Below are 19,062 nucleotides of genomic sequence, written 5' to 3' on the forward strand. Positions count from 1 at the left end.
CACATCGGTAGCAGACACCCTGCTACATGTACCACTCCACACGTGCCGCAGTCGGCGAGTCCTCAGTTACCGCAGTACAAACCGTATACGTCAGCACGACGCCGTTGACCCGGCACATCTCGGATGGCCTGGGGGCGTAGCCATGCGAGCGGAGGTGCTCCCGAATCCGCTCGGCGGCCCGCTCTCCGGTGACTGACACGCCTCGCAGGCACGCAGACCCACACCCTTCCGTCTGCGAGACGACGTGCAAATCCGGTGGGACCGGCCAAATCCCTTCATCGGCGGGGTGACGGTCGTCGAACATCAGCGACGCCATCCCGGCCAGGAGAAGCCCGACGAGGATGAACGAGACGAGCCCAATGCTGCGCACAGGTGAGCGCTCCAACCGCATGCCCACCACACAGATCACTGCGGCGAGCAGCGGAAGGAACACGTACACATCGAACAACGACGGCACCCACCGGCCGCCCAAGCTCAGCGCACGCGGCACCAGGACCTACGCGGCCAAAGCCAGCAGGACCAGCCCGATGATCAATCCGATCCGCGCCGACCGCGCCAGTCGCAGGCACCACAGCAGCACTGGGATCGTGGCGAACACCGCGATGACCGGTTCGGCCGTGACGACAAAAGCCGCCATCATCAGTGCGCCAACGACTAAACCTCTGGTCACCGGGTGGTGGTCGATGTCTCAGACACCCGGGCATTGTGCGGACCATGTCCGAACTAGTCTCCCGAACATGAAGTTCTCGGGGTTCGGCGAGCACGCCATCGACTTCTACGACGGCCTGGTCGTGGACAACTCCAAGGCGTTCTGGGAAGACAACAAGGACGTCTACTTGGGCGACGTGAAGGCGCCGATGGAAGCCCTGCTCGCCGAGCTGTCCGGCGAGTTCGCCACGGACTTCGGCTCGGCCAAGGTCTTCCGCCCGTACCGCGATGTCCGGTTCGCCAAGGACAAGACGCCGTACAAGACCCACTGCGGCGGTGTGATCGAGCAGGGCCGCGGCGGCGGCGCGTACTACGTCGAGATCAGCCCGGCCGGTATCCGGGTCGGCGGCGGCTGCTTCCACCTCGAAGCCGACCAGATCGCCCGGTTCAGGGCCGCGATCGCCGAGGACGTGCACGGCCCGTCGTTCGAGCAGATGGTGACCAAGCTGCGCCGGTCCGGCTGGGAGATCCTCGGCGAACGGCTGAAGACCAAGCCGAAGGGCTACGAGGCCGACCACCCTCGTATCGAGCTGCTCAAGCACAAGTCGCTCTACGCCGCCCGCACCTGGGAACCCGGCGATTTCCTGCACGAACGCGAGTGCTTCACCCGCGTGCGCAAGGCCTGGCGTGAGCTGCGACCACTCAATGAATGGGCCCGCGACCACGTGGGGATCAGCATCCGTTCGGCCTGATCCGTGCACCCGATGTGGTGAATGGCGGGCGGCTACGACACCATCACGGGCATGGAACGCACCCCGTGGTCCTGGTGGCGAGCAGCGGCGGTCGTCGTTGCACCCGTGCTCGGCGTGACCGCGATCGCCGTCGTGGTCTTCCTGCTGACCGGCAGTCCGACCTTGGATTCGGTGCGCACAGCGGTGTGTCTGGGCCTGGTGACCGGTGTCGCGGTCGCGCTCATGATCGCCGGATGGCACGTCTGGCGGCTGGCGCAGACCGCAGCCGCCCGTGAGTTCGACGTCGCTGAACGTCGCGGCTCCGACGCGTACGCCCGTGCGGCCGACCAACTCGGTTCCGACAAGGCGCCCGTGCGCCTAGCCGGGCTGTACGCGCTCGAACGCCTGGCACAGACCGACCCGCAGTACCGCCAAACCATCGTGAACGTGATCTGCTCGTACCTCCGGATGCCCTACGCCCCGCCCGAACAAGCCGGTGACAGCGTCGGTGACGTCGCTGAACGTGGTGTTCGCGTCGCCGCTCAGCGGATCTTGGCCGGGCATCTGAGGCCAGCCGAGACGGACCTGTTCTGGCCGGACATCGATCTGGACCTGTCCGGAGCGACCCTGATCGACTTCCGGCTGAGCGAATGCCGGGTCCGCCTCGGCACGTTCGACCGCGCGCACTTCGCGGGCGAGATCTCCTTCACCGGCACGCAGTTCGCCAGCGATGCCAGGTTCTACAACGCCCGCCTCGTCAGCAGGCGCGCGGACTTCCGTAACACGTGGTTCGCTGGCCGGGTCGACTTCACCGGGGCAGGGTTCGCTGGTGACGCGGACTTCGGGAGCACGAAGTTCAACGGTGAGGCCCTGTTCACGAAGGTCGTCTTCGCGGGGATGGCGGATTTCTCGCAGGCGGCTTTCAGTGCGCTTGGCGGCTTCCGGACCGTGATGTTCGTGGGGCGTAGCGAGTTCGCCGGGGCTTGGTTCGCGGCGGAGACCGATTTCAGTGGGTCGACGTTCTCGAAGGATGCGTCGTTCAACGGGGTCCGGTTCGGGGCGCACGTTGAGGCCCTCGGGGCTTACTTCGCCGCGCATTGCAGCTTCCGCGGTGCTTACTTCACGCGCAACGCGGACCTGCGGGCTGCTCGCTTTGGCGGGAACGTGGACTTCACCGAGGCCTGGTTCGCCACTACGGCAATGTTGGACGGTGGCCGGGTCCGGGTGGACGCGGATCGCAGCTTGTCCATCTGGCCTCGGGGCTGGGCGATCCGTGAACCTCGGGATGACGCTGAGGCGCGGCTTGCCGATCGTGAGGGCGCGTGGGGTTACCTGTTGCGGGTGACGTCCCCAGAGAAGCCTCCGGTACCAGCTGAACGAGGGGCTCCACCCAACGCGCCCTAGTCTTCCGGAATGACGAATTGGGGGCAACTTTCGCACGCCTATGGGACGGCCGAAGACATTCCAGGCCAGCTGGATGTTCTGCGGACCGACCCGACTCCCGAGCGGTGGAACGACCTCTGGAGCGCCTTGTGCCACCAGGGGTCGGTCTACTCGGCCAGTTTCGCGGCGCTGCCCCGGTTGGCCCAGATCGCTGAGCAAGGCGACGCCGAGCAGCGGACGCAGGCGTTGGTGCTGGCAGGAGCGATCGTCGGGTCCGATGACCGGCCGAGCGACCTCGGCGACGTGCGGGCGATCCACGCTGCTGACATTGCCGCGTTGCTGGTTTTGACGCGGCAGCATCTGCCCTCGGTGACTGATCGGACCGAGTACATCTACCTCGTGCAATCGCTGCTGGCGTTCGAGGACCATCCCGTCGGCAACGACCCGCTCGACGGACTGGTTGACGAGGTTTATGAACTTGACTGCCCCCATTGCGCAGAGTTGATCGTGGTTGCGTTGGGTAATGATGTCGAGCCTGATGTCCAGTCGCCTGAACTCGTTCCGGCCGACCCCAGCGACCTCTCCAGCGTGCCCCGGCAGATCCATGACGATGCCCTCAAGCATGGGCATCCGCAGGTCGCGATAGCCCTGACCTATCTGTTCGGCCAAGCCGTATGTACGGACTGCGGGGAATCTTTCGGCATAGCTGACCAGGCCGAGGTCGCTTTCAGATGACCGTTGGACAAATTACTGGGTGGTAGTTCCGCATCGGTTCAGATGAAGGGGCTAGGCTGCACGAACGTGAGCCGACGCGCGAAGATCGTCTGTACCCTGGGGCCTGCCACGGCGACCCCGGAAAAAGTCCTCGAACTGGTCGAGGCGGGTATGGACGTGGCGAGAATGAATTTCAGCCACGGCAGCCACAGTGACCACAAGCAGGTGTACGACGTGGTCAGGGCGGCATCCGACGAGACGGGACACGCCGTCGGAATCATGGCTGACCTGCAGGGACCGAAGATCCGGCTTGGCACTTTCGCCAGCGGACCGGTCGAATGGCGGAACGGGGACGTTGTCCGGATCACCGTTGAGGACATCGTCGGTACCCACGACCGCGTATCCACCACGTACGACGGGCTGGCGCGGGACGCCAAGCCCGGCGACCGCCTGCTCGTCGACGACGGCAAGGTCGGTCTGGTGGTCAGAGAGGTAGACAACCAGGACGTTGTCTGTGAGGTCGTCGAGGGCGGCCCGGTCAGCAACAACAAGGGCATCTCCCTGCCCGGTATGGACGTGTCCGTTCCGGCCATGTCCGAGAAGGACATCGAGGACCTCGAGTTCGCGCTTTCGCTCGGCGTTGACTTCGTGGCGCTGTCGTTCGTGCGCTCGCCCGCCGACATCGACCTGGTGCACCAGGTGATGGACCGGGTTGGCCGGGGCAGGCTGCCGGTGATCGCCAAGCTGGAGAAGCCGGAGGCGGTCGACAACCTCGAGGCGATCGTGCTCGCCTTCGACGGGATCATGGTCGCCCGTGGTGACCTCGGCGTCGAGTTGCCGCTCGAGCAGGTGCCGCTGGTGCAGAAGCGCGCGATCCAGATCGCCCGCGAGAACGCCAAGCCGGTCATCGTGGCGACCCAGATGCTCGACTCGATGATCAACAACTCTCGGCCGACCCGTGCCGAGGTGTCGGACGTGGCGAACGCGACGCTCGACGGCGCCGACGCGGTCATGCTTTCCGGCGAGACCAGCGTGGGCCGTTATCCGATCGAGGTCGTCAAGACGATGGGTCGCATCGTTGAGGCGGTCGAGAGCGAGTCGACGGCCGTGCCGCCGTTGACCCACGTGCCGCGCACCAAGCGTGGCGTTCTGTCCTACGCCGCCCGTGACATCGGTGAGCGTCTCAACGCCAAGGCGTTGGTCGCGTTCACGCAGTCCGGCGACACCGTTCGGCGGCTCGCCCGGTTGCACACGCATCTTCCGTTGCTGGCGTTCACGCCGGAGCAGGACGTGCGCAGCCAGCTGTCGCTGACGTGGGGCGTCGAGACGTTCCTGGTGCCGCAGGTGGACTCGACCGACCAGATGGTCCGCCAGGTGGACATCTCCATGCTGTCCATCGGCCGCTACCAGCCCGGTGACCTAGTGGTGATCGTCGCAGGCTCGCCGCCTGGGACCGTGGGGTCAACTAACCTCATCCGGGTACACCGGCTTGGGGAAGAAGACCACGCGTAGGGAGTCATTGATGACAGAGGTCGCGCGGGCCGCCGCGGCGGATCCAGGCCAGGCCGGCGCGACAGGCCAGCCCGTCCTCGACAAGCTGGTCGCCCTGCTCGACCTCGAGGTCATCGAGGAGAACATCTTTCGCGGTGTCAGTCCCGCCGACCGCCCGATCCGGGTGTTCGGCGGGCAGGTCGCCGCGCAGGCGTTGATCGCGGCTGGCCGCACGGTCCCGGCGGATCGGCACGTGCATTCGCTGCACGCCTACTTCATCCGGCCGGGAGATCCGAGCATTCCGATCGTGTACGAAGTGGACCGCATTCGTGACGGCCGCTCGTTCACCACGCGGCGCGTGGTCGCGATTCAGCGCGGCAAGGCCATTTTCTCGCTGTCCGCGTCGTTCCAGTTGATCCAGCAAGGCCTTGAGCACGCCGACGCGATGCCCCAGGTGCCGGGTCCGGACGAGTTGCTGACGTATGTCGAGCAGGTCGCCGCCGCCAAGGGCACGCTCGACCCGACGCGGTCGATTCCCCGGCCCATCGACGTCCGTTACGTCACCGAGCCGCCATGGCTGTCACGGGACAAAGGCCCGCGTGAGGGCCGTAACCAAGTGTGGATGCGCGCCGACGGCAAGCTGGCCGACGATCCGCTGCTGCATGTCTGCGTTCTCGCGTACGCATCGGACATGACGTTGCTGGACGCTCCGCTTGCGCGGCACGGCAAATACTGGTGGCTGGACAACGTGATCGGCGCGAGCCTTGATCACGCGATGTGGTTCCACCGTCCATTTCGGGCGGACGAGTGGTTCCTCTACGACTGCGAGTCGCCGAGTGCGTCCGGCGGGCGTGGCCTTGCCACGGGCCGCTTCTTCAGCCAGGACGGGACTTTGGTCGCGACGGTCGTACAGGAAGGCCTGCTCCGGGTGATCGACTGACGTCCACTTCAGACAGTGGAATCGCGGCGGTGACCTCGAGACCGCCGCCGGTACGGGGGTCGGCGCGAACGGCGCCGCCGTGGGCCGCGATGATCGCCCGGACGATCGACAGTCCCAGTCCGGTTCCGGTCGAGTGACCGAGGCGCGCGGCGCTGCCGCGCCGGAACGGCTCGAACAGTCTGGCCGTTTCCTCTTGCGGCACTTTGATTCCCGAGTTGGCCACGCGCAGAACGGCCGTACAGTCCAGCTGGCCCACCTCGACCGTGATGTGACCGCCCGGCTCGTTGTAGCGCACCGCGTTGTCGGCCAGATTGCACACGACCTGTTCCAGCAGCACGATGTCGCCGTCGACCACGCACGGCTGGGTGTCCACGCGGATCGTCAAACCAGGCGCAGTCGTCTTGGCCATGGTCTTCTCCACAAGGACATCCAGCCGGAGCGGCTCGTGCCGCTGCCCGCCTTGCTCGCCGCGTGCCAGCGTCAGCAGGCCGTTGACGAGCGCCGTGCACCGGTCGTTGTAGTGCAGCAGTTCGGCCTTGGCCTCCCGGATCCGCTCGGGGTCGTCGGTGGCCAGGCCCACCTGGACCAGACTGCGCACGACGGTGAGCGGCGTGCGCAACTCGTGCGACGCGTTGGCGATGAACCTCGACTGTGCGTCGAAAGCGGCTTCAAGACGGCCAAGCAGCTCGTCGAACGTGTCGGACAGTTCCCGCAGTTCGTCCTGAGGTCCGCCCAGCTCGATCCGTTCGTGCAGGTTCGTCGCCGAGACCTTCCGTGCGCGTGCGGTGATGCGGTGGACCCTGCGCAGCACCCGCGCGGAGAGCCACCACGCGAGCAGCGCCGACATCAGGCCGAGGGTGAGGAACGTGACGACGGACTGGGTCAGCAGACGGTCGAGGGCCTCGTTGCGGTCGTCGACGAGAGCGGCCAGCGCGTCCTTGCTCCAGTCACTGACCGGCTCGTCAACCCGGGGTTCGGCCACGGTGGACCCTCCTTGGGACGACGAATCAACGTCGATCGCTGGCAGCTGTGGTTCGACCGGGTACACCAACTCGCCATATTCGGACGTGCCTACGCTCAGAATGGACGATCGAGTGTGCAGGTGCAGTACCACAACGACGACCATGCTGACCGACAGAAACACGCCGACATATTTCGCGATGAGCCAGGCCCGCCAACCAGGGCCGCTCATTCTTGACTGCCTTTCAACCGATACCCGACCCCGGAAACCGTCTCGATCACATCGTCTGAATCGATTTTCGCGCGGATCCGGCATATCGTCACGCGTACCGCGGACCGGGTGCTGGATCCGTTGCGGCGTCTGGCCAAGGGGCGTACGACGATCATGATCACGCACGACCTCCGGCTGGCGGCGCACGCCGACCGTGTCCTGACGCTGACCGACGGCTGGTTGATCGGTCACGACGAACCGACGCTGCGGATCGCTCGCCTGCCGCCTGTGGCTTTCCGGGTCCTCGATGGACCGCGAAGGACGACGACGCCCCGTGGCTACTGGCCGTATTCCGCCACGTAGGCTCGTCTCGTACATATCCCGCGAGCCCTGGACGGGCTGATACGGCAGGCTGGTACACATGGCGAACAGCACGGAAGGCACGGCCCGCATCGCGGTAACCGGCCTAGCGACGATGGGCAGCAACCTGGCGCGGAACCTCGCCAGGCACGGCTACAAGGTGGCGGTGCACAACCGCTCGTTTGCCCGCACCAAAGCGCTCATCGAGCAGTACGGCCACGAGGGCGACTTCGTCCCGGCCGAGACCACGGCCGAGCTGGTCGCGTCCCTGCAGCGACCCCGTCAGGTGATCATCATGGTCAAGGCGGGCGGACCGACCGACGCGGTGATCGACGAGCTCGCCGACGCGATGGAGCCCGGCGACATGATCATCGACGGCGGCAACGCGCACTTCGCCGACACCCGTCGCCGTGAGGCGGCGCTCAAGGAGCGTGGCCTGCACTTCGTCGGCGCGGGTATCTCCGGCGGCGAGGAAGGCGCGCTGAACGGCCCGAGCATCATGCCGGGCGGCTCCCCGGAGTCCTACAAGCACCTCGGCCCGGTCCTCGAGGACATCGCGGCGAAGGTGGACGGCGAGCCGTGCTGCGTGCACGTCGGACCGGACGGCGCCGGACATTTCGTGAAGATGGTGCACAACGGCATCGAGTACGCCGACATGCAGCTGATCGCGGAGTCCTACGACCTGCTGCGCCGGGCCGGTGGCCTCGAGCCCGCGGCGATCGCGGACGTGTTCCGCACGTGGAACTCCGGTGACCTGGAGTCCTACCTGGTCGAGATCACCGCGGAGGTGCTCGGGCACGTGGACGCGGAGACCGGCAAGCCGTTCGTGGACATCATCACCGACCAGGCCGAGCAGAAGGGCACCGGCCGCTGGACCGTGCAGGAAGCCCTTGAACTGGGCATTCCGGTCACGGGTATCGCGGAGGCGGTGTTCGCGCGGTCCCTGTCGGCCCGTGTCGACCAGCGGTCGGCCCTGCAGTCCACTTCGGACGCTTCGGTGCAGGTGCCGGACACGCTCGTCGACGACGTGCGCTCGGCGCTCTACGCCTCGAAGGTCGTGGCGTACGCCCAGGGCTTCGACCAGATGCGTGCGGCAAGCGAGCAGTACGACTGGGACATCGACCTCGGTGCGATGGCGACCATCTGGCGTGGCGGCTGCATCATCCGCGCGGTGTTCCTCAACCGCATCCGTGAGGCGTACGAGAAGGCTCCGGACCTGCCGTCGCTGCTCGTCGACGACTACTTCCGGTCGGCCGTCGAGAACGCCGTCGACGCGTGGCGCCGCGTGGTCACCACGGCCGTGCAGGCCGGCGTGCCGGTTCCCGGGTTCTCCAGCGCGTTGGCGTACTACGACGCGCTGCGGTCCGAGCGCCTGCCTGCCGCCCTGATCCAGGGCCTGCGGGACTTCTTCGGCGCGCACACGTACCGCCGGGTCGACAAGGACGGCAGCTTCCACACCCTGTGGAGTGGCGACCGCAACGAGATCGACGCCTAGAAAACCTCGTGAGTGGTTATCCGTGTTCTAACACGGATAACCACTCACGAGGGTTTTTCAGGCCTGGGACTCTAGCTGGAGTAGCCGGAAGTCGTCCGGGTCGACCAGGTAGACACGGGCTTCGGCCAGGTCGAAGTACATCCCGACCAGCCGCAGTTTCCCTTGCTCCTCGGCCTTGCGGACACTGGGATACGTCCGCAGGTTGTCCAACTGCTGCGCGACATTGGCCGCTGCCAACAGTTCCAGATCGTCCGTCCCGTCCACGCGCGCCAGACTCGAAGCGGCGTTACGCAACCACGAGTGCAGCCGAGTCCCTGGCTCCGCGGTGCCGCCCATCAGCGCCTTCATCGCGCCGCAGTGCGAATGTCCACAGACGACAATCGTGGGCACGTTCAACACATCGACGGCGAACTCGATCGCCGCGCCAACCGAGCTGTCCTCATCGGACTCCAGATGGACCGGCGGGACGAGGTTTCCGATGTTCCGTACGCAGAACTGCTCGCCAGGGCCACTGGACGTGATCAGGTTCGGCAGCACGCGTGAGTCCGCGCACGTGATGAACAACTGCTCGGGACGTTGCCCATTGCGAGCCAACTCGGCAAGGAACGGCCGGATCAGGTGCGCCGCCATCCTTTCGAACTCCAGTGCGCCGTCGAAAACCGGCTCACGTGGCTCGGGCATCCGGAAAGTCCGGCGCTCCCAGTCCGTCCAGCGACCGACCCACGGGATTGTCTTACGCCGCCCGGGTTCCCCGTCCCTGGCACGGCTGTACCAGGTGTCTTCCTCGTGCACCTCGACCTGGCCGCCGCGGTCTTCGTAGCCGGTACGCCAGTCGTCGATCGCCTCGAACGCGGCGTGATCCATGAAGTCGATGTGCAGCTGCAGAATCACCTTCTGGCCCACCGGAATCCTGCGCAACTCGCGAACCAGTCTGCCGACGCCGAGGAACACCAGCGATCCGCCGACGTCCACACGCCACTCGTCATCCTGCTGCGAGACTCGCACAGACGTATGGGCCAACCGGTACAGCGCGCGGACAACAGCGACCGCGACGCCAATCGCGACACCTTCCAACAGGCCCAGGGAGATCACACCGAGGACCGTGACCGCGTAGACGGCCAGTTCGCCGTGCAGTTTCAGGCACTTCAGATGTCCCGCGTACACGAGACGGACGCCGACGACGATGAGCACACCGGCGAGCGCGGCCATCGGTATGTGCTCCAACACGTTGGCCAGGAACAGAACGAACAGTGCGATCCAAACCCCGTGCAGGATGGACGAAGACCGCGTCCGTGCACCCGCGGCCACATTGGTGGAGCTACGGACGATCACGCCAGCGACAGGCAATCCGCCCAGGGCACCGGAAACTGCGTTCGCGGCACCCTGGCCGATCAGTTCACGGTCCAGATCCGCCCGGGGACCGTTGTGCATCTTGTCCACGGCGACGGCCGACAGCAACGATCCCACGCTGGCGACCAGAGCGACGCTGAGCACGGCGAAGCCGATGTCCAGCACGCCTCCACTCGGGACTTCCGGAGTCGCCAGCCCCAGTAGGGGATTGTCGGGCAGTTGCACGGTATCCACGTCCCAGCCGGACAGGATCTCCAGCCCGGTCGCCGCCACGACCGCGATCAGCGGCGCGGGAACGACGTTGCCGCGTGGGACTTTCGGCCACAGCACCATCAGTCCGATGGTGACGGCACCGACCGCGACCGCACCCCATACCGGCGCATGCGTGAACAGGCCGACGACGCTGGACAGGACGTCGCTGTCGGCATGTCCGCCGAACAGGACCTGAAGCTGGCCGATGACGATCGTGATCCCGATACCCGCGAGCATGCCGTGCACGACCGCGGGGGACAGCGACAGCGTCAGGCGCCCGACTTTCGTGATGCCCAACAGGATTTGGACCACACCGGCGGCGATGGTGATCCCGGCGGTGGCCGGCCAGCCGTACTGCTCGACCAGCCCGGCGACGATGACGGTCATGCCCGCGGCCGGTCCGCTGACCTGAAACGCCGACCCACCAAGGGAACCGGCGACGATTCCGCCGACAACGGCCGCGACCAGCCCGGCGATCAGCGGGGCACCGGACGCGGCCGCGATGCCGAGCGACAACGGAACGCTGATCAGAAAGACGACGAAGGACGCGGGCAGGTCATATCTGAGCACGGTTGAGACGCGAGACATTTCTCTTTCCTTGATCCAACAGGGGATGCCCCGGATTTCGTGACGAAGTCCGAGGTTTTCCGGTCTGGTCTGGTGGGTCAGTCGGTTAACCGGGGCTGATCCACGAGGGCGCGCCGCGCGCGCCCGAAACCCCCACGTGGGCGGAAGGGCCCTCGGGGCGCCCTCTGTTGGTTGTTGGAACCTGCCGTCATGCGAACCTCCGTGTCGGCACGACCTGTGTCGGCACTGGGGTGGATCTATTGGGGCGGATTACGGTCTACAAGTCCTTTGTGTACCGTCCCGCTCAATACCCATGATGGCGTCAGATTGCTTGCAGCGCAAAAAATTCATCCGGACGAGTTGATCACACCCGGCTCGGTGACAGCAGGTAAGAGACTGGTCCCAAGATCGACTCAACAAGATCGCCCGTCCGTGGGGAACTCAGACGAGATAACTCGCTGGCTCACTGATCCCAACCAATGCGCGACCGTATATGTCAGTGGACAGTTCCGCGCTGATCGTAGGGTGGCGTGCGGCGGTGTTCAGATCACGCCAGTACCGCTGAACCGGATTCGACGTGGCCAACGAACTCGCGCCGCCAACGCTGAGCAACAAGTCGGCGGCCTGCCGCAGCAGCTTCGACGCGTATCCAGTGTCCATTCGCACCCTGGCCCGCGTCTTGGGATCGAGCGGCGCGTCATTGTCCACACTGTCCGCCGCACGGAACAGATGCAGCCGTGCGGAATCGATCAGGGTGCGCGCGTTGGCCAGATTGGCCCGCAGATCAGGGGAATCCGCGAGATGCTCGTACACCGAGTCGGCCATCGGTTTGCCGCGCTCGACCACCCGCATGGTCGCGTCGAAGATCTCCTCGGCCGCGCCGAGCATCGTCCCGGCGAACGTCAGGGCCAGTGAGCCAAGGGATACGTGGTACAGCGACTCCCGAACCTCGGCCGGTGGCTGCATGAGGTCGGCGACATCCCTGATCCGGTGGTCCGGTACGAACACTTCCGCCGCGACCAGGGTGTGCGATCCAGTCCCACGTAGACCGGCCATGTCCCAAGTGTCTTCGATGGACAGTTCACGCGTTGGCACGAGAGCCATGGCCTCGCCGACAGTTTCGTTCTGTTCGTCGACGAGTGGCACTGCCAGCACGGCCCAATTGGCTTGGTAGCAGCCGGAGACCCATGACCACCGTCCACTGACGACCTGTCCGCCGTCCACTCTGGCCGTCGACATTGCCATCCCGTTGAACGATCCACAGAAAGCTTGGTCCGGATTGTCCGTCCACAGTTCTTGTCGTGTGCGATCCGGGAAACGGGCGGCCAGATGCTGCGCGCCATAGGAGACGTCAATGATCCACGAGCTGGACGGACATGCCCGAGCCAGTTCGACGACCACCTCAAGGCATGACGTCAGGTCCGCTTCGAGGCCGCCATACGCCTTCGGCACCCCGAGCCGGAACAATCCCGCGTCGTGCAGCGCTTTCGCGCTTTCGTCGGAGAGCCGGTTCGCGCGCTCGGCTTCAGCCGCGTTCGCCCGCAGAACCTGGGTCACTGTTGTGAGAACGTCCATCGAACACCTGCCGCGCCATAGTCGCTCGTTGGCGACACGGTATCGCTGGTGCGCCCGGTGTCGCTCGTGCGCACGCGGCACGTTCTGGACAGATGAAAGAGAGACAACCTTTGTGGACCATGGCTTGGAGGCCAGCGGGACCGGAAATTCAGTCGGGGGGCGCGAAAATCCCGGCCCCGCTGGGGAGGGTCACCGGATGGCACGGGAGGTCGGCCGAGGGGAAGGGGGGGTGGCCGGGGGAGGGACCGTGCGATCCGGTCGAACCGGCGGCGTGGCCGGTTCGTCTTGGGTGCTCAGCAGGCGCCGAGCTGTGGGGTGTCGCGATAGGGCTGGTCGTCTTCGGTGACCAGCAGGCAAAGATGCGCCGCGAGGTACGCACGGCACGGCGCGGGCGCGCGGCCGAACAGGCGTCTGCGGCACGTTGGGCAGCGGCCTTGCTCGTCTGGACGGTGTTCATCCAGTACCGCCTGCAGTGCGGCGACAACGCGAGGAAGCTCGTTGTTGGCGATCCTCGGTGCAGTCGCCGGGTCGGCCGACTCCCCTCGACGGGTGAGATCGGCCAGGTAACCGTTCAGCGAGGACTCAAGGTGGCCGAAGATTGAATTGTTGACGTCGACCACGGCTTCACCACGTCCTCTGCGTCCCGTGCGGACCTTCAACTGCTCCTGACAGGCGGTAAGAAGTAGCTTGGAGCTGCAAACCGCATTCTGCAAGTTGCAATACACGAATGGGTGACACCGGGAGCGGGAGATGGCACGAGGGCAAAGCCCAACGGTCCGGCGGCGCAGGCTGGCGAGCGAACTTCGCCGGTTGCGCGAGACCGCGAAGCTGACCATCGAGGAAGTCGGTGAGAAGCTCGAATGCTCCGCGTCCAAGATCAGTCGGATCGAGACCGGCCACGTCGGTGTCACACCCCGCGACGCGCGCGATTTGCTTGAGCTCTACGACGTCGCGCCGGATCGGCTTGAGGCCCTTGTCCAACTGAGTCGCGAGGCTCGCAAAAAGGGCTGGTGGCACGCCTATAACGAAGTTTTCACCGGAGCGTTCGTCGGGCTTGAGTCGGATGCCACGTCACTGCGCGCTTTCCAGGCATTGCTCGTTCCAGGGCTGCTGCAAACCGAGGACTACATCCGGACCGTGATGCGCTCGATCAGGCCTGATTGGACCGAGGCCGAAGTGGAGCGCAGGGTCGTTGCGCGGATGGAACGCCAGCGGCTGCTGACCGATCCGGAACCGCCGAACTACTGGGCCATCATCGATGAAGCCGTGTTGCGCCGGACGGTTGGCGGTGCCCGTGTCATGCATGGACAGTTGCTCCGATTGTGTGAGCTCGCGGCCCTGCCGAACGTCACCATTCAGGTGGTTCCGTTCGAGGCCGGCGCACACTCCAGTATGGAGGGTCCCTTTCTGATCCTCGGTTTTCCGGAACAGATGGATCCGGATGTCGTCTATGTGGACACCACCACCGGCGGCGTCTACTTGGAGGAGCAGGCGGACGTCCAACGGTATACGTTGATGTTCGACCATTTGCGAGCGTCCGCGGCGAGCCCGGACGACAGTGTGCACATGGTCTCTCAGACAGCCGAAAGGTTGTCTCGTCAACGAGAGGAGTGAAGGCTTTGACTGTTTCCGAACCGGCCGGCCCGGTGTGGCGCAAGAGCAGCCATAGCGGCGCCGGCAACGACTGTGTGGAAATCGCGCTGGCGCACACGGGCGCGAGCGTGCGCGACTCCAAGAACCCGGAAGCCGGCATGCTCCGATTCGGCACAGCGGGATGGGCGACGTTCATCGACGCCGCCAGGAGATAGCTGTCGAGAAGGTATCGATACAGCGCACTGCATAGCGGCACAATGGTCCAGACCTATTGCTCGATCAGGTCTGGACCTCTTAACGTCGAGGCATTTCCGACAGGACGTGGCCCGGTTCAGTGGGTCACCCCCTGCCCCTGGCGGAGGTCGATGATGGCTCGATGGCGTTTTCCTTGATCGGCTTGATGGTCACGGCCTTGGCCGGACTGTTCGCGGTCTCGGTCGATCGGCAGGCCGTGAGAAACTGGCGAACGGCAACACTCGGCGGGTGACCGGCTACTTCACCAGTTGGCGAACCGGCAAGGACGGTTCACCCGGTATCTGGCGAACAACATCCCGTGGTCCAAGATCACGCACATCAACTACGCGTTCGCGCATGTCGGCGCCGACAACAGGATCTCGGTCGGCCCAGCTGGCGCGGGCAACGCGTCGACCGGGATGGAGTGGCCTGGCGTGCCCGGCGCCGAAATGGATCTTTCCCTGTCCTACAAGGGACATTTCAACCTGCTGACCAAGTACAAGAAGCAGCACCCTGGCGTCAAAACACCGATTTCCATTGGCGGCCAGGCGGAAACCGGCGGATTCCTCAACCCGGACGGCAGTCGCACCGCGTCCCGTTCGCCGACTCGGTCGTCGGATTCCTGCGGCAGTACGGTTTCAACGGCGCCGACATCGACTACGAGTACGCCACATCGGCCAACTACGCCGGAACCCTGACGACTTCTGGATTTCCCAGAGCACTCATGGTCAGCAGCTGGCCGGGTATGTCAACCTGACGCGCATCCTGCTGTCCAAACTGGACGCGGCAGGCGCGGCCGACGGCAAGCACTACCTGCTGACCGCCGCGGTCTCGTCATCCGGCTGGATCCTGCGCGGTGCCGAGGCCTAACAGGACACGCAGTACTTAGACTTCGTCAACCTGACGTCCTATGACCTGCACGGCTCGTGGAACCATTTCGTCGGCCCGAACGCGGCGTTGTTCGACGACGGCGCCGACGCCGAACTCAAGCACTGGAACGTTTACACGATCGCAGTACGAAGGAATGGGGTGACGATCCCGCCGACCGACCAGCCGCCAGGTCCCTGCTGAAGCCTGTCGTGAGTGGTTAGGCGAGTTCTAACCCGCGTACCCACTCACGCGCTCTGAGCTGGGGAAACGTGGTGCCTTAGGCGCCCTTACCTGGCTCGTGTGACCCCTTACTCCCTGCGGTAAGGGGTCACACCCATAACAGTGGGTGTTCGCCCAATGCCCGGACCGGGGCCTTACGACGAATCTCATCATCACCGAAACAGCGAGACAACGAGGTGAGTGAGATGGAATGGACCACCCCGGAGGCGGTCAAGGCACAGGTCGAATACCGCAGGGGCGACATGGTCGCACAGCAGCACATCCGTGCGATCCGCGAATCGCAGCCGCCGCGCTGGTGGCAGCGGATACGCGTACATCGGTCCGAGGACACAAAAGGTGACCGCGACGCGGCCTGAGGTGTGTCACTATGCCTGACGTGCCGAGGTTGGGATCAGGAATACCGTTGGTCGCGCGCAGCCGGGAGATGACCCGGTTGCGCGCGGCTTTCAGTCGTTCCTCTGGGGGTACGGCTGGCGCGGTGCTGATCGCTGGGGACGCCGGTATCGGTAAGACTCGGATGGTCGAGGAGATCAGCGCGGTCGCGGCCGGCGAGGACGCGATCGTGCTGGCCGGGCGCTGCGTCGACGTCGGCGAGACCGGCCTGCCTTACCTGCCGTTCGCCGAAGCGCTCACGCAACTGCGCGGGTTGGGCCGTGATGACGTGCTCACCAGGCCGGCACTGGGGATGTTGCTGCCGGACCTGGTCGTGTCGAGCCACGAGCCCTCAGAACGCGAGCCGAACCGGTTCGTGCCGAACTTCGCGCCGTCAATCGGGAAAGTGCAGGGCATGCAGCCGCGGCGCGAGCAGGACATCGCGCAGCTACGCCTGTTCGACGCCGTGCACGGCCTGCTTGGCGAGCTGGCCGAGGACAACACGGTCGTGCTCGTGATCGAGGATCTGCATTGGGCGGACAGTTCGACGCGCGGCTTGTTGTCTTTCCTGATGAGCAGGCTACGAACACAGCGGCTGCTCGTGGTGTGTACGTATCGGACAGATGACCTGCACCGCAGGCATCCACTGCGGCCCTTGATCGCCGAGCTGGTCCGACTGCCCGCGGTGGAACGGCTGGAGTTGTCGGCGTTCGACAAGACGTCCGCGCGCGATTTCGTGGACGCTTTGGGCGAAGGGCTTGTCGACCAGGAGACCGTGCGTAAGGTCGCCGACCAGTCTGAGGGAAACGCTTTCTTCGCCGAGGAGCTGCTCGCCGCGATCGCCGATGACGAGTCCGGTATTCCGTCGTCGCTCGCGGATGTTCTGCTGTCGAGGGTTGAGCGGTTGAGCGAGCCCGCGCAGCAGGTGATCCGGCTGGCGTCGGTCGCCGGGCGGACGGTGAAACACAGCACCCTGCGTGAAGTCGGTGACCTCGACGACATTCAACTCGAGGAGACGCTGCGCGAAGCCGTGCAGCACCACATCTTCGTGACCGGCGGCGAACAGGTGCACTATTCGTTCCGGCACGCGCTGATGCGCGAAGCTGTGTACAGTGACCTGTTGCCCGGCGAACGCGTCCGGCTACACGCCGGATATGCGCGGTATCTGAAGGAACGGCTCGACGAACGCGGCAACTCGGCCGCTTTTGCTTACCACAGCATGGAAAGCAACTCGCTTGCCAACGCGTTGCTCGCCTCGGTGAAGGCCTCGAAGGAAGCCACCGACCTCGGAGCGCCAGGGGAGGCGCTGCGGCATCTGGAAACCGCTTTGCGGTTGTGGGATTCCGTTGACGAGGAACACCGTCCTGATGGTGTGACCGAGTTGCAGTTGCTGCGTAAGGCTTCTTGGTCGGCCGGTACGTCCGGCGATCCTGAGCGCGCGATCGCGTACTCGCGCTCGGCGGTGAAGCTCGCCGACAAGGAATGCGACCTGGAAGTGAAGGTCGAGGTCCGCCGCAGGCTCGCGCAGACGTTGATGGCGGTCGAAGGTGGCGAGATAGAGGCCAAGGACGTCATCGAAACCGCGTGGTCCCATGCCGCCGATTTGCCGCCGAGCTCAACGCGCGCTTGGACTTTGGCGATGTACGCGCGAATCATGCGTGCGGAAAAGGACATGCGGCGCTGCATTGAATACGCCGAGATGGCCATCACGGACGCGCGTGCGATCGGTGCGATGGGCGCCGAGGCAGACGCGATGACCACGCTCGCGACAGTGTACGAGACGGCCGGGGAGATCGAGAAGAGCCAGAACCTGCTGCTTGAGGCTGAGCAGCGGGCAGGCGAGGCCGAGGCGCTCACGGTCGGCCTGCGTGCTCGTTTCTACCACGGTCTCAACCGCTACGAGCTGGGCTTTCTCGACGAGGCAGCGGCCATTCTCGCGGACGGTGTCGAGTTGGCGCGCAGTAATGGGCTGTCGTGGAGCGACTTCGGCGTCGAGCTGCGGGTCCTGCAGATGCTCAACAACTACGCGAGCGGCAACTGGGACGCCGACGAACCGCCGGAGCAGCCCCGTGGGCGGATATCGAGCGCGATCTCCGCGCGCCTCGCCGCGTGCAGCCTGCAGATCGCGGTGGCCCGCGGCCGTTTCGCCGACGCCGAGCGGCTGCTGACGAATCTGCGCCCGGAGTGGGAGCGTGAGGTGCAACTGGCGTTGATCTCCGGTTGGGCAGGCGCCGAGCTGGCGATCTGGCGTGGCAAACCGGACGTGGCGATCCAGCGGGTGACCGAGGCTCTCGAGTACACCACTCGGATCGGTGGCCCGTGGATGACGTTCAACATCAAGTTCGGTGCGATTGGCGCGGCTGCCGCCGCCGATGCCGCGGCGAAGGCCCGGGTCAAGGGCGAGCCGGTGGCCGAGATCGTCGCCGAGGGTGAGCGCTTCGTTGAGCTGGCCCGCGACACCGCCGAACACCAGGCACCGCGTACCGGAAAGCTCGGGCCGGACGGCCGGTTCTGGGCTTTGCGAGCCGAGGCCGAGCTGACCAGGCTGCACGGTCGTAGCGACCCCGTGGCCTGGTCCGCGGTCGTAGCGACCTCGGACTACGGTGCGATCTACGACCACGCGCAGGCCTGCTGGCGCCATGCCGAAGCACTACTCGGCACCGGCCACAGGGATGAGGCGGCGACTCAGCTCCGGCAGGCTCATGCGGCCGCGGTCCAGCTGGGCGCGAAGCCGCTGCAGGACGCGGTTGCCCAGCTCGCCCGCCGGGCCCGGCTTTCGCTGACCGAGGATGGGGCTGGACCTCGTGACACGGTGGACCTGTTCACGCCGCGTGAGCAGTCGGTGCTGAAACTGGTGGCGATGGGACAGACGAACCGGCAGGTCGGCGAGGAGCTGTACATCAGCGAGAAGACGGTGAGCGTGCACCTGTCGCGGATCATGGCGAAGTTGGGCGCCAGTCGACGAGCGGAAGCGGTGGCGATCGCCTACGACCGTGGCCTGCTGGACTCAGGCACGGGATCAGACTGAAGTCTGATCCACAACTAGTCTCCGAGCCGATGCCCACAGTGGCGGTCA

Annotated in this window: 20 protein-coding genes; 13 read left to right on the forward strand and 7 right to left on the reverse strand. The window is 65.5% G+C overall.

The features are described 5' to 3' along the window. Positions 1-22 precede the first annotated feature (22 nt). Together LWC34_RS00085 and LWC34_RS00090 are read right to left on the reverse strand one after the other, a co-directional pair. Positions 23-490 carry a hypothetical protein gene (locus tag LWC34_RS00085; RefSeq protein ID WP_233722330.1) on the reverse strand — a complete coding sequence of 156 codons (468 nt, stop codon included), beginning with the start codon at positions 488-490 and terminating at the stop codon, positions 23-25. 6 nt (positions 491-496) lie between these two features. Further along, positions 497-670 (reverse strand): hypothetical protein, encoded by a 174-nt coding sequence (locus LWC34_RS00090; protein ID WP_233722331.1) that lies wholly within the window; start codon positions 668-670, stop codon positions 497-499. 67 nt (positions 671-737) lie between these two features. On the opposite strand from LWC34_RS00090, the gene LWC34_RS00095 reads away from it, so the two are divergent. From LWC34_RS00095 to tesB, 5 genes are all read left to right on the forward strand, one after another. Next, on the forward strand, positions 738-1,400 hold the full coding sequence (locus LWC34_RS00095; protein WP_233722332.1) for a DUF2461 domain-containing protein: 663 nt from the start codon (positions 738-740) through the stop codon (positions 1,398-1,400). 51 nt (positions 1,401-1,451) lie between these two features. Next, the gene (locus LWC34_RS00100; protein ID WP_233722333.1) at positions 1,452-2,783 is read left to right on the forward strand and encodes a pentapeptide repeat-containing protein; all 1,332 of its coding nucleotides are present in this window, start codon (positions 1,452-1,454) and stop codon (positions 2,781-2,783) included. A 9-nt stretch (positions 2,784-2,792) separates the two neighbouring features. Beyond that, a complete protein-coding gene (locus LWC34_RS00105; RefSeq protein WP_233722334.1) occupies positions 2,793-3,497 on the forward strand; it encodes a hypothetical protein in 705 nt (234 codons plus the stop codon). A gap of 66 nt (positions 3,498-3,563) precedes the next feature. Then, positions 3,564-4,988, forward strand: coding sequence for a pyruvate kinase (gene pyk, locus LWC34_RS00110; RefSeq protein ID WP_233722335.1), 1,425 nt, complete (start codon positions 3,564-3,566; stop codon positions 4,986-4,988). Positions 4,989-4,998: 10 nt separating this feature from the next. Continuing rightward, positions 4,999-5,907, forward strand: a complete 909-nt coding sequence (gene tesB / locus LWC34_RS00115; RefSeq protein WP_233722336.1) for an acyl-CoA thioesterase II — start codon at positions 4,999-5,001, stop codon at positions 5,905-5,907. On the opposite strand, the gene LWC34_RS00120 is transcribed toward tesB, so the two are convergent. Both LWC34_RS00120 and LWC34_RS58620 read right to left on the reverse strand, forming a co-directional pair. Next, entirely contained in the window at positions 5,843-7,099 is a 1,257-nt protein-coding gene (locus LWC34_RS00120) for a sensor histidine kinase (protein ID WP_233722337.1), read from the reverse strand. The genes tesB and LWC34_RS00120 overlap by 65 nt on opposite strands. Next, positions 7,096-7,254: a helix-turn-helix domain-containing protein gene (locus LWC34_RS58620; protein WP_372496409.1), complete on the reverse strand. Its 159-nt coding sequence runs from the start codon at positions 7,252-7,254 to the stop codon at positions 7,096-7,098. The genes LWC34_RS00120 and LWC34_RS58620 overlap by 4 nt, the downstream gene beginning before the upstream one ends. On the opposite strand from LWC34_RS58620, the gene LWC34_RS00125 reads away from it, so the two are divergent. After that, a complete protein-coding gene (locus LWC34_RS00125; protein WP_233722338.1) occupies positions 7,208-7,441 on the forward strand; it encodes a hypothetical protein in 234 nt (77 codons plus the stop codon). The genes LWC34_RS58620 and LWC34_RS00125 overlap by 47 nt on opposite strands. A gap of 58 nt (positions 7,442-7,499) precedes the next feature. Continuing rightward, positions 7,500-8,933, forward strand: a complete 1,434-nt coding sequence (gnd, locus tag LWC34_RS00130) for an NADP-dependent phosphogluconate dehydrogenase (protein ID WP_233722339.1) — start codon at positions 7,500-7,502, stop codon at positions 8,931-8,933. Between the two features lie 57 nt (positions 8,934-8,990). On the opposite strand, the gene LWC34_RS00135 is transcribed toward gnd, so the two are convergent. From LWC34_RS00135 to LWC34_RS00145, 3 genes are all read right to left on the reverse strand, one after another. Further along, positions 8,991-11,123: a SulP family inorganic anion transporter gene (locus tag LWC34_RS00135; RefSeq protein WP_233722340.1), complete on the reverse strand. Its 2,133-nt coding sequence runs from the start codon at positions 11,121-11,123 to the stop codon at positions 8,991-8,993. Between the two features lie 420 nt (positions 11,124-11,543). Further along, on the reverse strand, positions 11,544-12,677 hold the full coding sequence (locus LWC34_RS00140) for an acyl-CoA dehydrogenase family protein (protein ID WP_233722341.1): 1,134 nt from the start codon (positions 12,675-12,677) through the stop codon (positions 11,544-11,546). Between the two features lie 293 nt (positions 12,678-12,970). Beyond that, positions 12,971-13,297, reverse strand: a complete 327-nt coding sequence (locus LWC34_RS00145) for a hypothetical protein (protein ID WP_233722342.1) — start codon at positions 13,295-13,297, stop codon at positions 12,971-12,973. 130 nt (positions 13,298-13,427) lie between these two features. Between LWC34_RS00145 and LWC34_RS00150 the strand changes: the two genes are divergently transcribed. The 6 genes from LWC34_RS00150 (at position 13,428) to LWC34_RS00175 (ending at position 19,014) form a co-directional block, all read left to right on the forward strand. Further along, positions 13,428-14,291, forward strand: coding sequence for a helix-turn-helix domain-containing protein (locus tag LWC34_RS00150; RefSeq protein ID WP_233722343.1), 864 nt, complete (start codon positions 13,428-13,430; stop codon positions 14,289-14,291). Positions 14,292-14,296: 5 nt separating this feature from the next. Beyond that, on the forward strand, positions 14,297-14,485 hold the full coding sequence (locus LWC34_RS00155; RefSeq protein WP_233722344.1) for a DUF397 domain-containing protein: 189 nt from the start codon (positions 14,297-14,299) through the stop codon (positions 14,483-14,485). 288 nt (positions 14,486-14,773) lie between these two features. Beyond that, the gene (locus tag LWC34_RS00160) at positions 14,774-15,202 is read left to right on the forward strand and encodes a glycosyl hydrolase family 18 protein (RefSeq protein WP_233722345.1); all 429 of its coding nucleotides are present in this window, start codon (positions 14,774-14,776) and stop codon (positions 15,200-15,202) included. A 217-nt stretch (positions 15,203-15,419) separates the two neighbouring features. Beyond that, a complete protein-coding gene (locus LWC34_RS00165; protein WP_233726330.1) occupies positions 15,420-15,575 on the forward strand; it encodes a hypothetical protein in 156 nt (51 codons plus the stop codon). Between the two features lie 224 nt (positions 15,576-15,799). Further along, on the forward strand, positions 15,800-15,970 hold the full coding sequence (locus LWC34_RS00170; RefSeq protein ID WP_233722346.1) for a hypothetical protein: 171 nt from the start codon (positions 15,800-15,802) through the stop codon (positions 15,968-15,970). Between the two features lie 11 nt (positions 15,971-15,981). Beyond that, positions 15,982-19,014, forward strand: coding sequence for a helix-turn-helix transcriptional regulator (locus tag LWC34_RS00175; RefSeq protein WP_233722347.1), 3,033 nt, complete (start codon positions 15,982-15,984; stop codon positions 19,012-19,014). The last annotated feature ends 48 nt before the right edge of the window (positions 19,015-19,062 follow it).

Origin of the sequence: Kibdelosporangium philippinense, assembly GCF_021390435.2 — a bacterium.
Taxonomy (GTDB): Bacteria; Actinomycetota; Actinomycetes; order Mycobacteriales; family Pseudonocardiaceae; genus Kibdelosporangium; species Kibdelosporangium philippinense.

Excerpts from the sequence above, each read along its gene's own strand:
- LWC34_RS00095 (WP_233722332.1), top strand. The coding sequence starts at position 738 with ATGAAGTTCTCGGGGTTCGGCGAGCACGCCATCGACTTCTACGACGGC.
- LWC34_RS00100 (WP_233722333.1), top strand. The coding sequence starts at position 1,452 with ATGGAACGCACCCCGTGGTCCTGGTGGCGAGCAGCGGCGGTCGTCGTT.
- LWC34_RS00105 (WP_233722334.1), top strand. The coding sequence starts at position 2,793 with ATGACGAATTGGGGGCAACTTTCGCACGCCTATGGGACGGCCGAAGAC.
- tesB (WP_233722336.1), top strand. The coding sequence starts at position 4,999 with ATGACAGAGGTCGCGCGGGCCGCCGCGGCGGATCCAGGCCAGGCCGGC.
- LWC34_RS00120 (WP_233722337.1), bottom strand. The coding sequence starts at position 7,099 with ATGAGCGGCCCTGGTTGGCGGGCCTGGCTCATCGCGAAATATGTCGGC.
- LWC34_RS58620 (WP_372496409.1), bottom strand. The coding sequence starts at position 7,254 with ATGATCGTCGTACGCCCCTTGGCCAGACGCCGCAACGGATCCAGCACC.
- gnd (WP_233722339.1), top strand. The coding sequence starts at position 7,500 with ATGGCGAACAGCACGGAAGGCACGGCCCGCATCGCGGTAACCGGCCTA.
- LWC34_RS00135 (WP_233722340.1), bottom strand. The coding sequence starts at position 11,123 with ATGTCTCGCGTCTCAACCGTGCTCAGATATGACCTGCCCGCGTCCTTC.
- LWC34_RS00140 (WP_233722341.1), bottom strand. The coding sequence starts at position 12,677 with ATGGACGTTCTCACAACAGTGACCCAGGTTCTGCGGGCGAACGCGGCT.
- LWC34_RS00150 (WP_233722343.1), top strand. The coding sequence starts at position 13,428 with ATGGCACGAGGGCAAAGCCCAACGGTCCGGCGGCGCAGGCTGGCGAGC.
- LWC34_RS00170 (WP_233722346.1), top strand. The coding sequence starts at position 15,800 with ATGGAATGGACCACCCCGGAGGCGGTCAAGGCACAGGTCGAATACCGC.
- LWC34_RS00175 (WP_233722347.1), top strand. The coding sequence starts at position 15,982 with ATGCCTGACGTGCCGAGGTTGGGATCAGGAATACCGTTGGTCGCGCGC.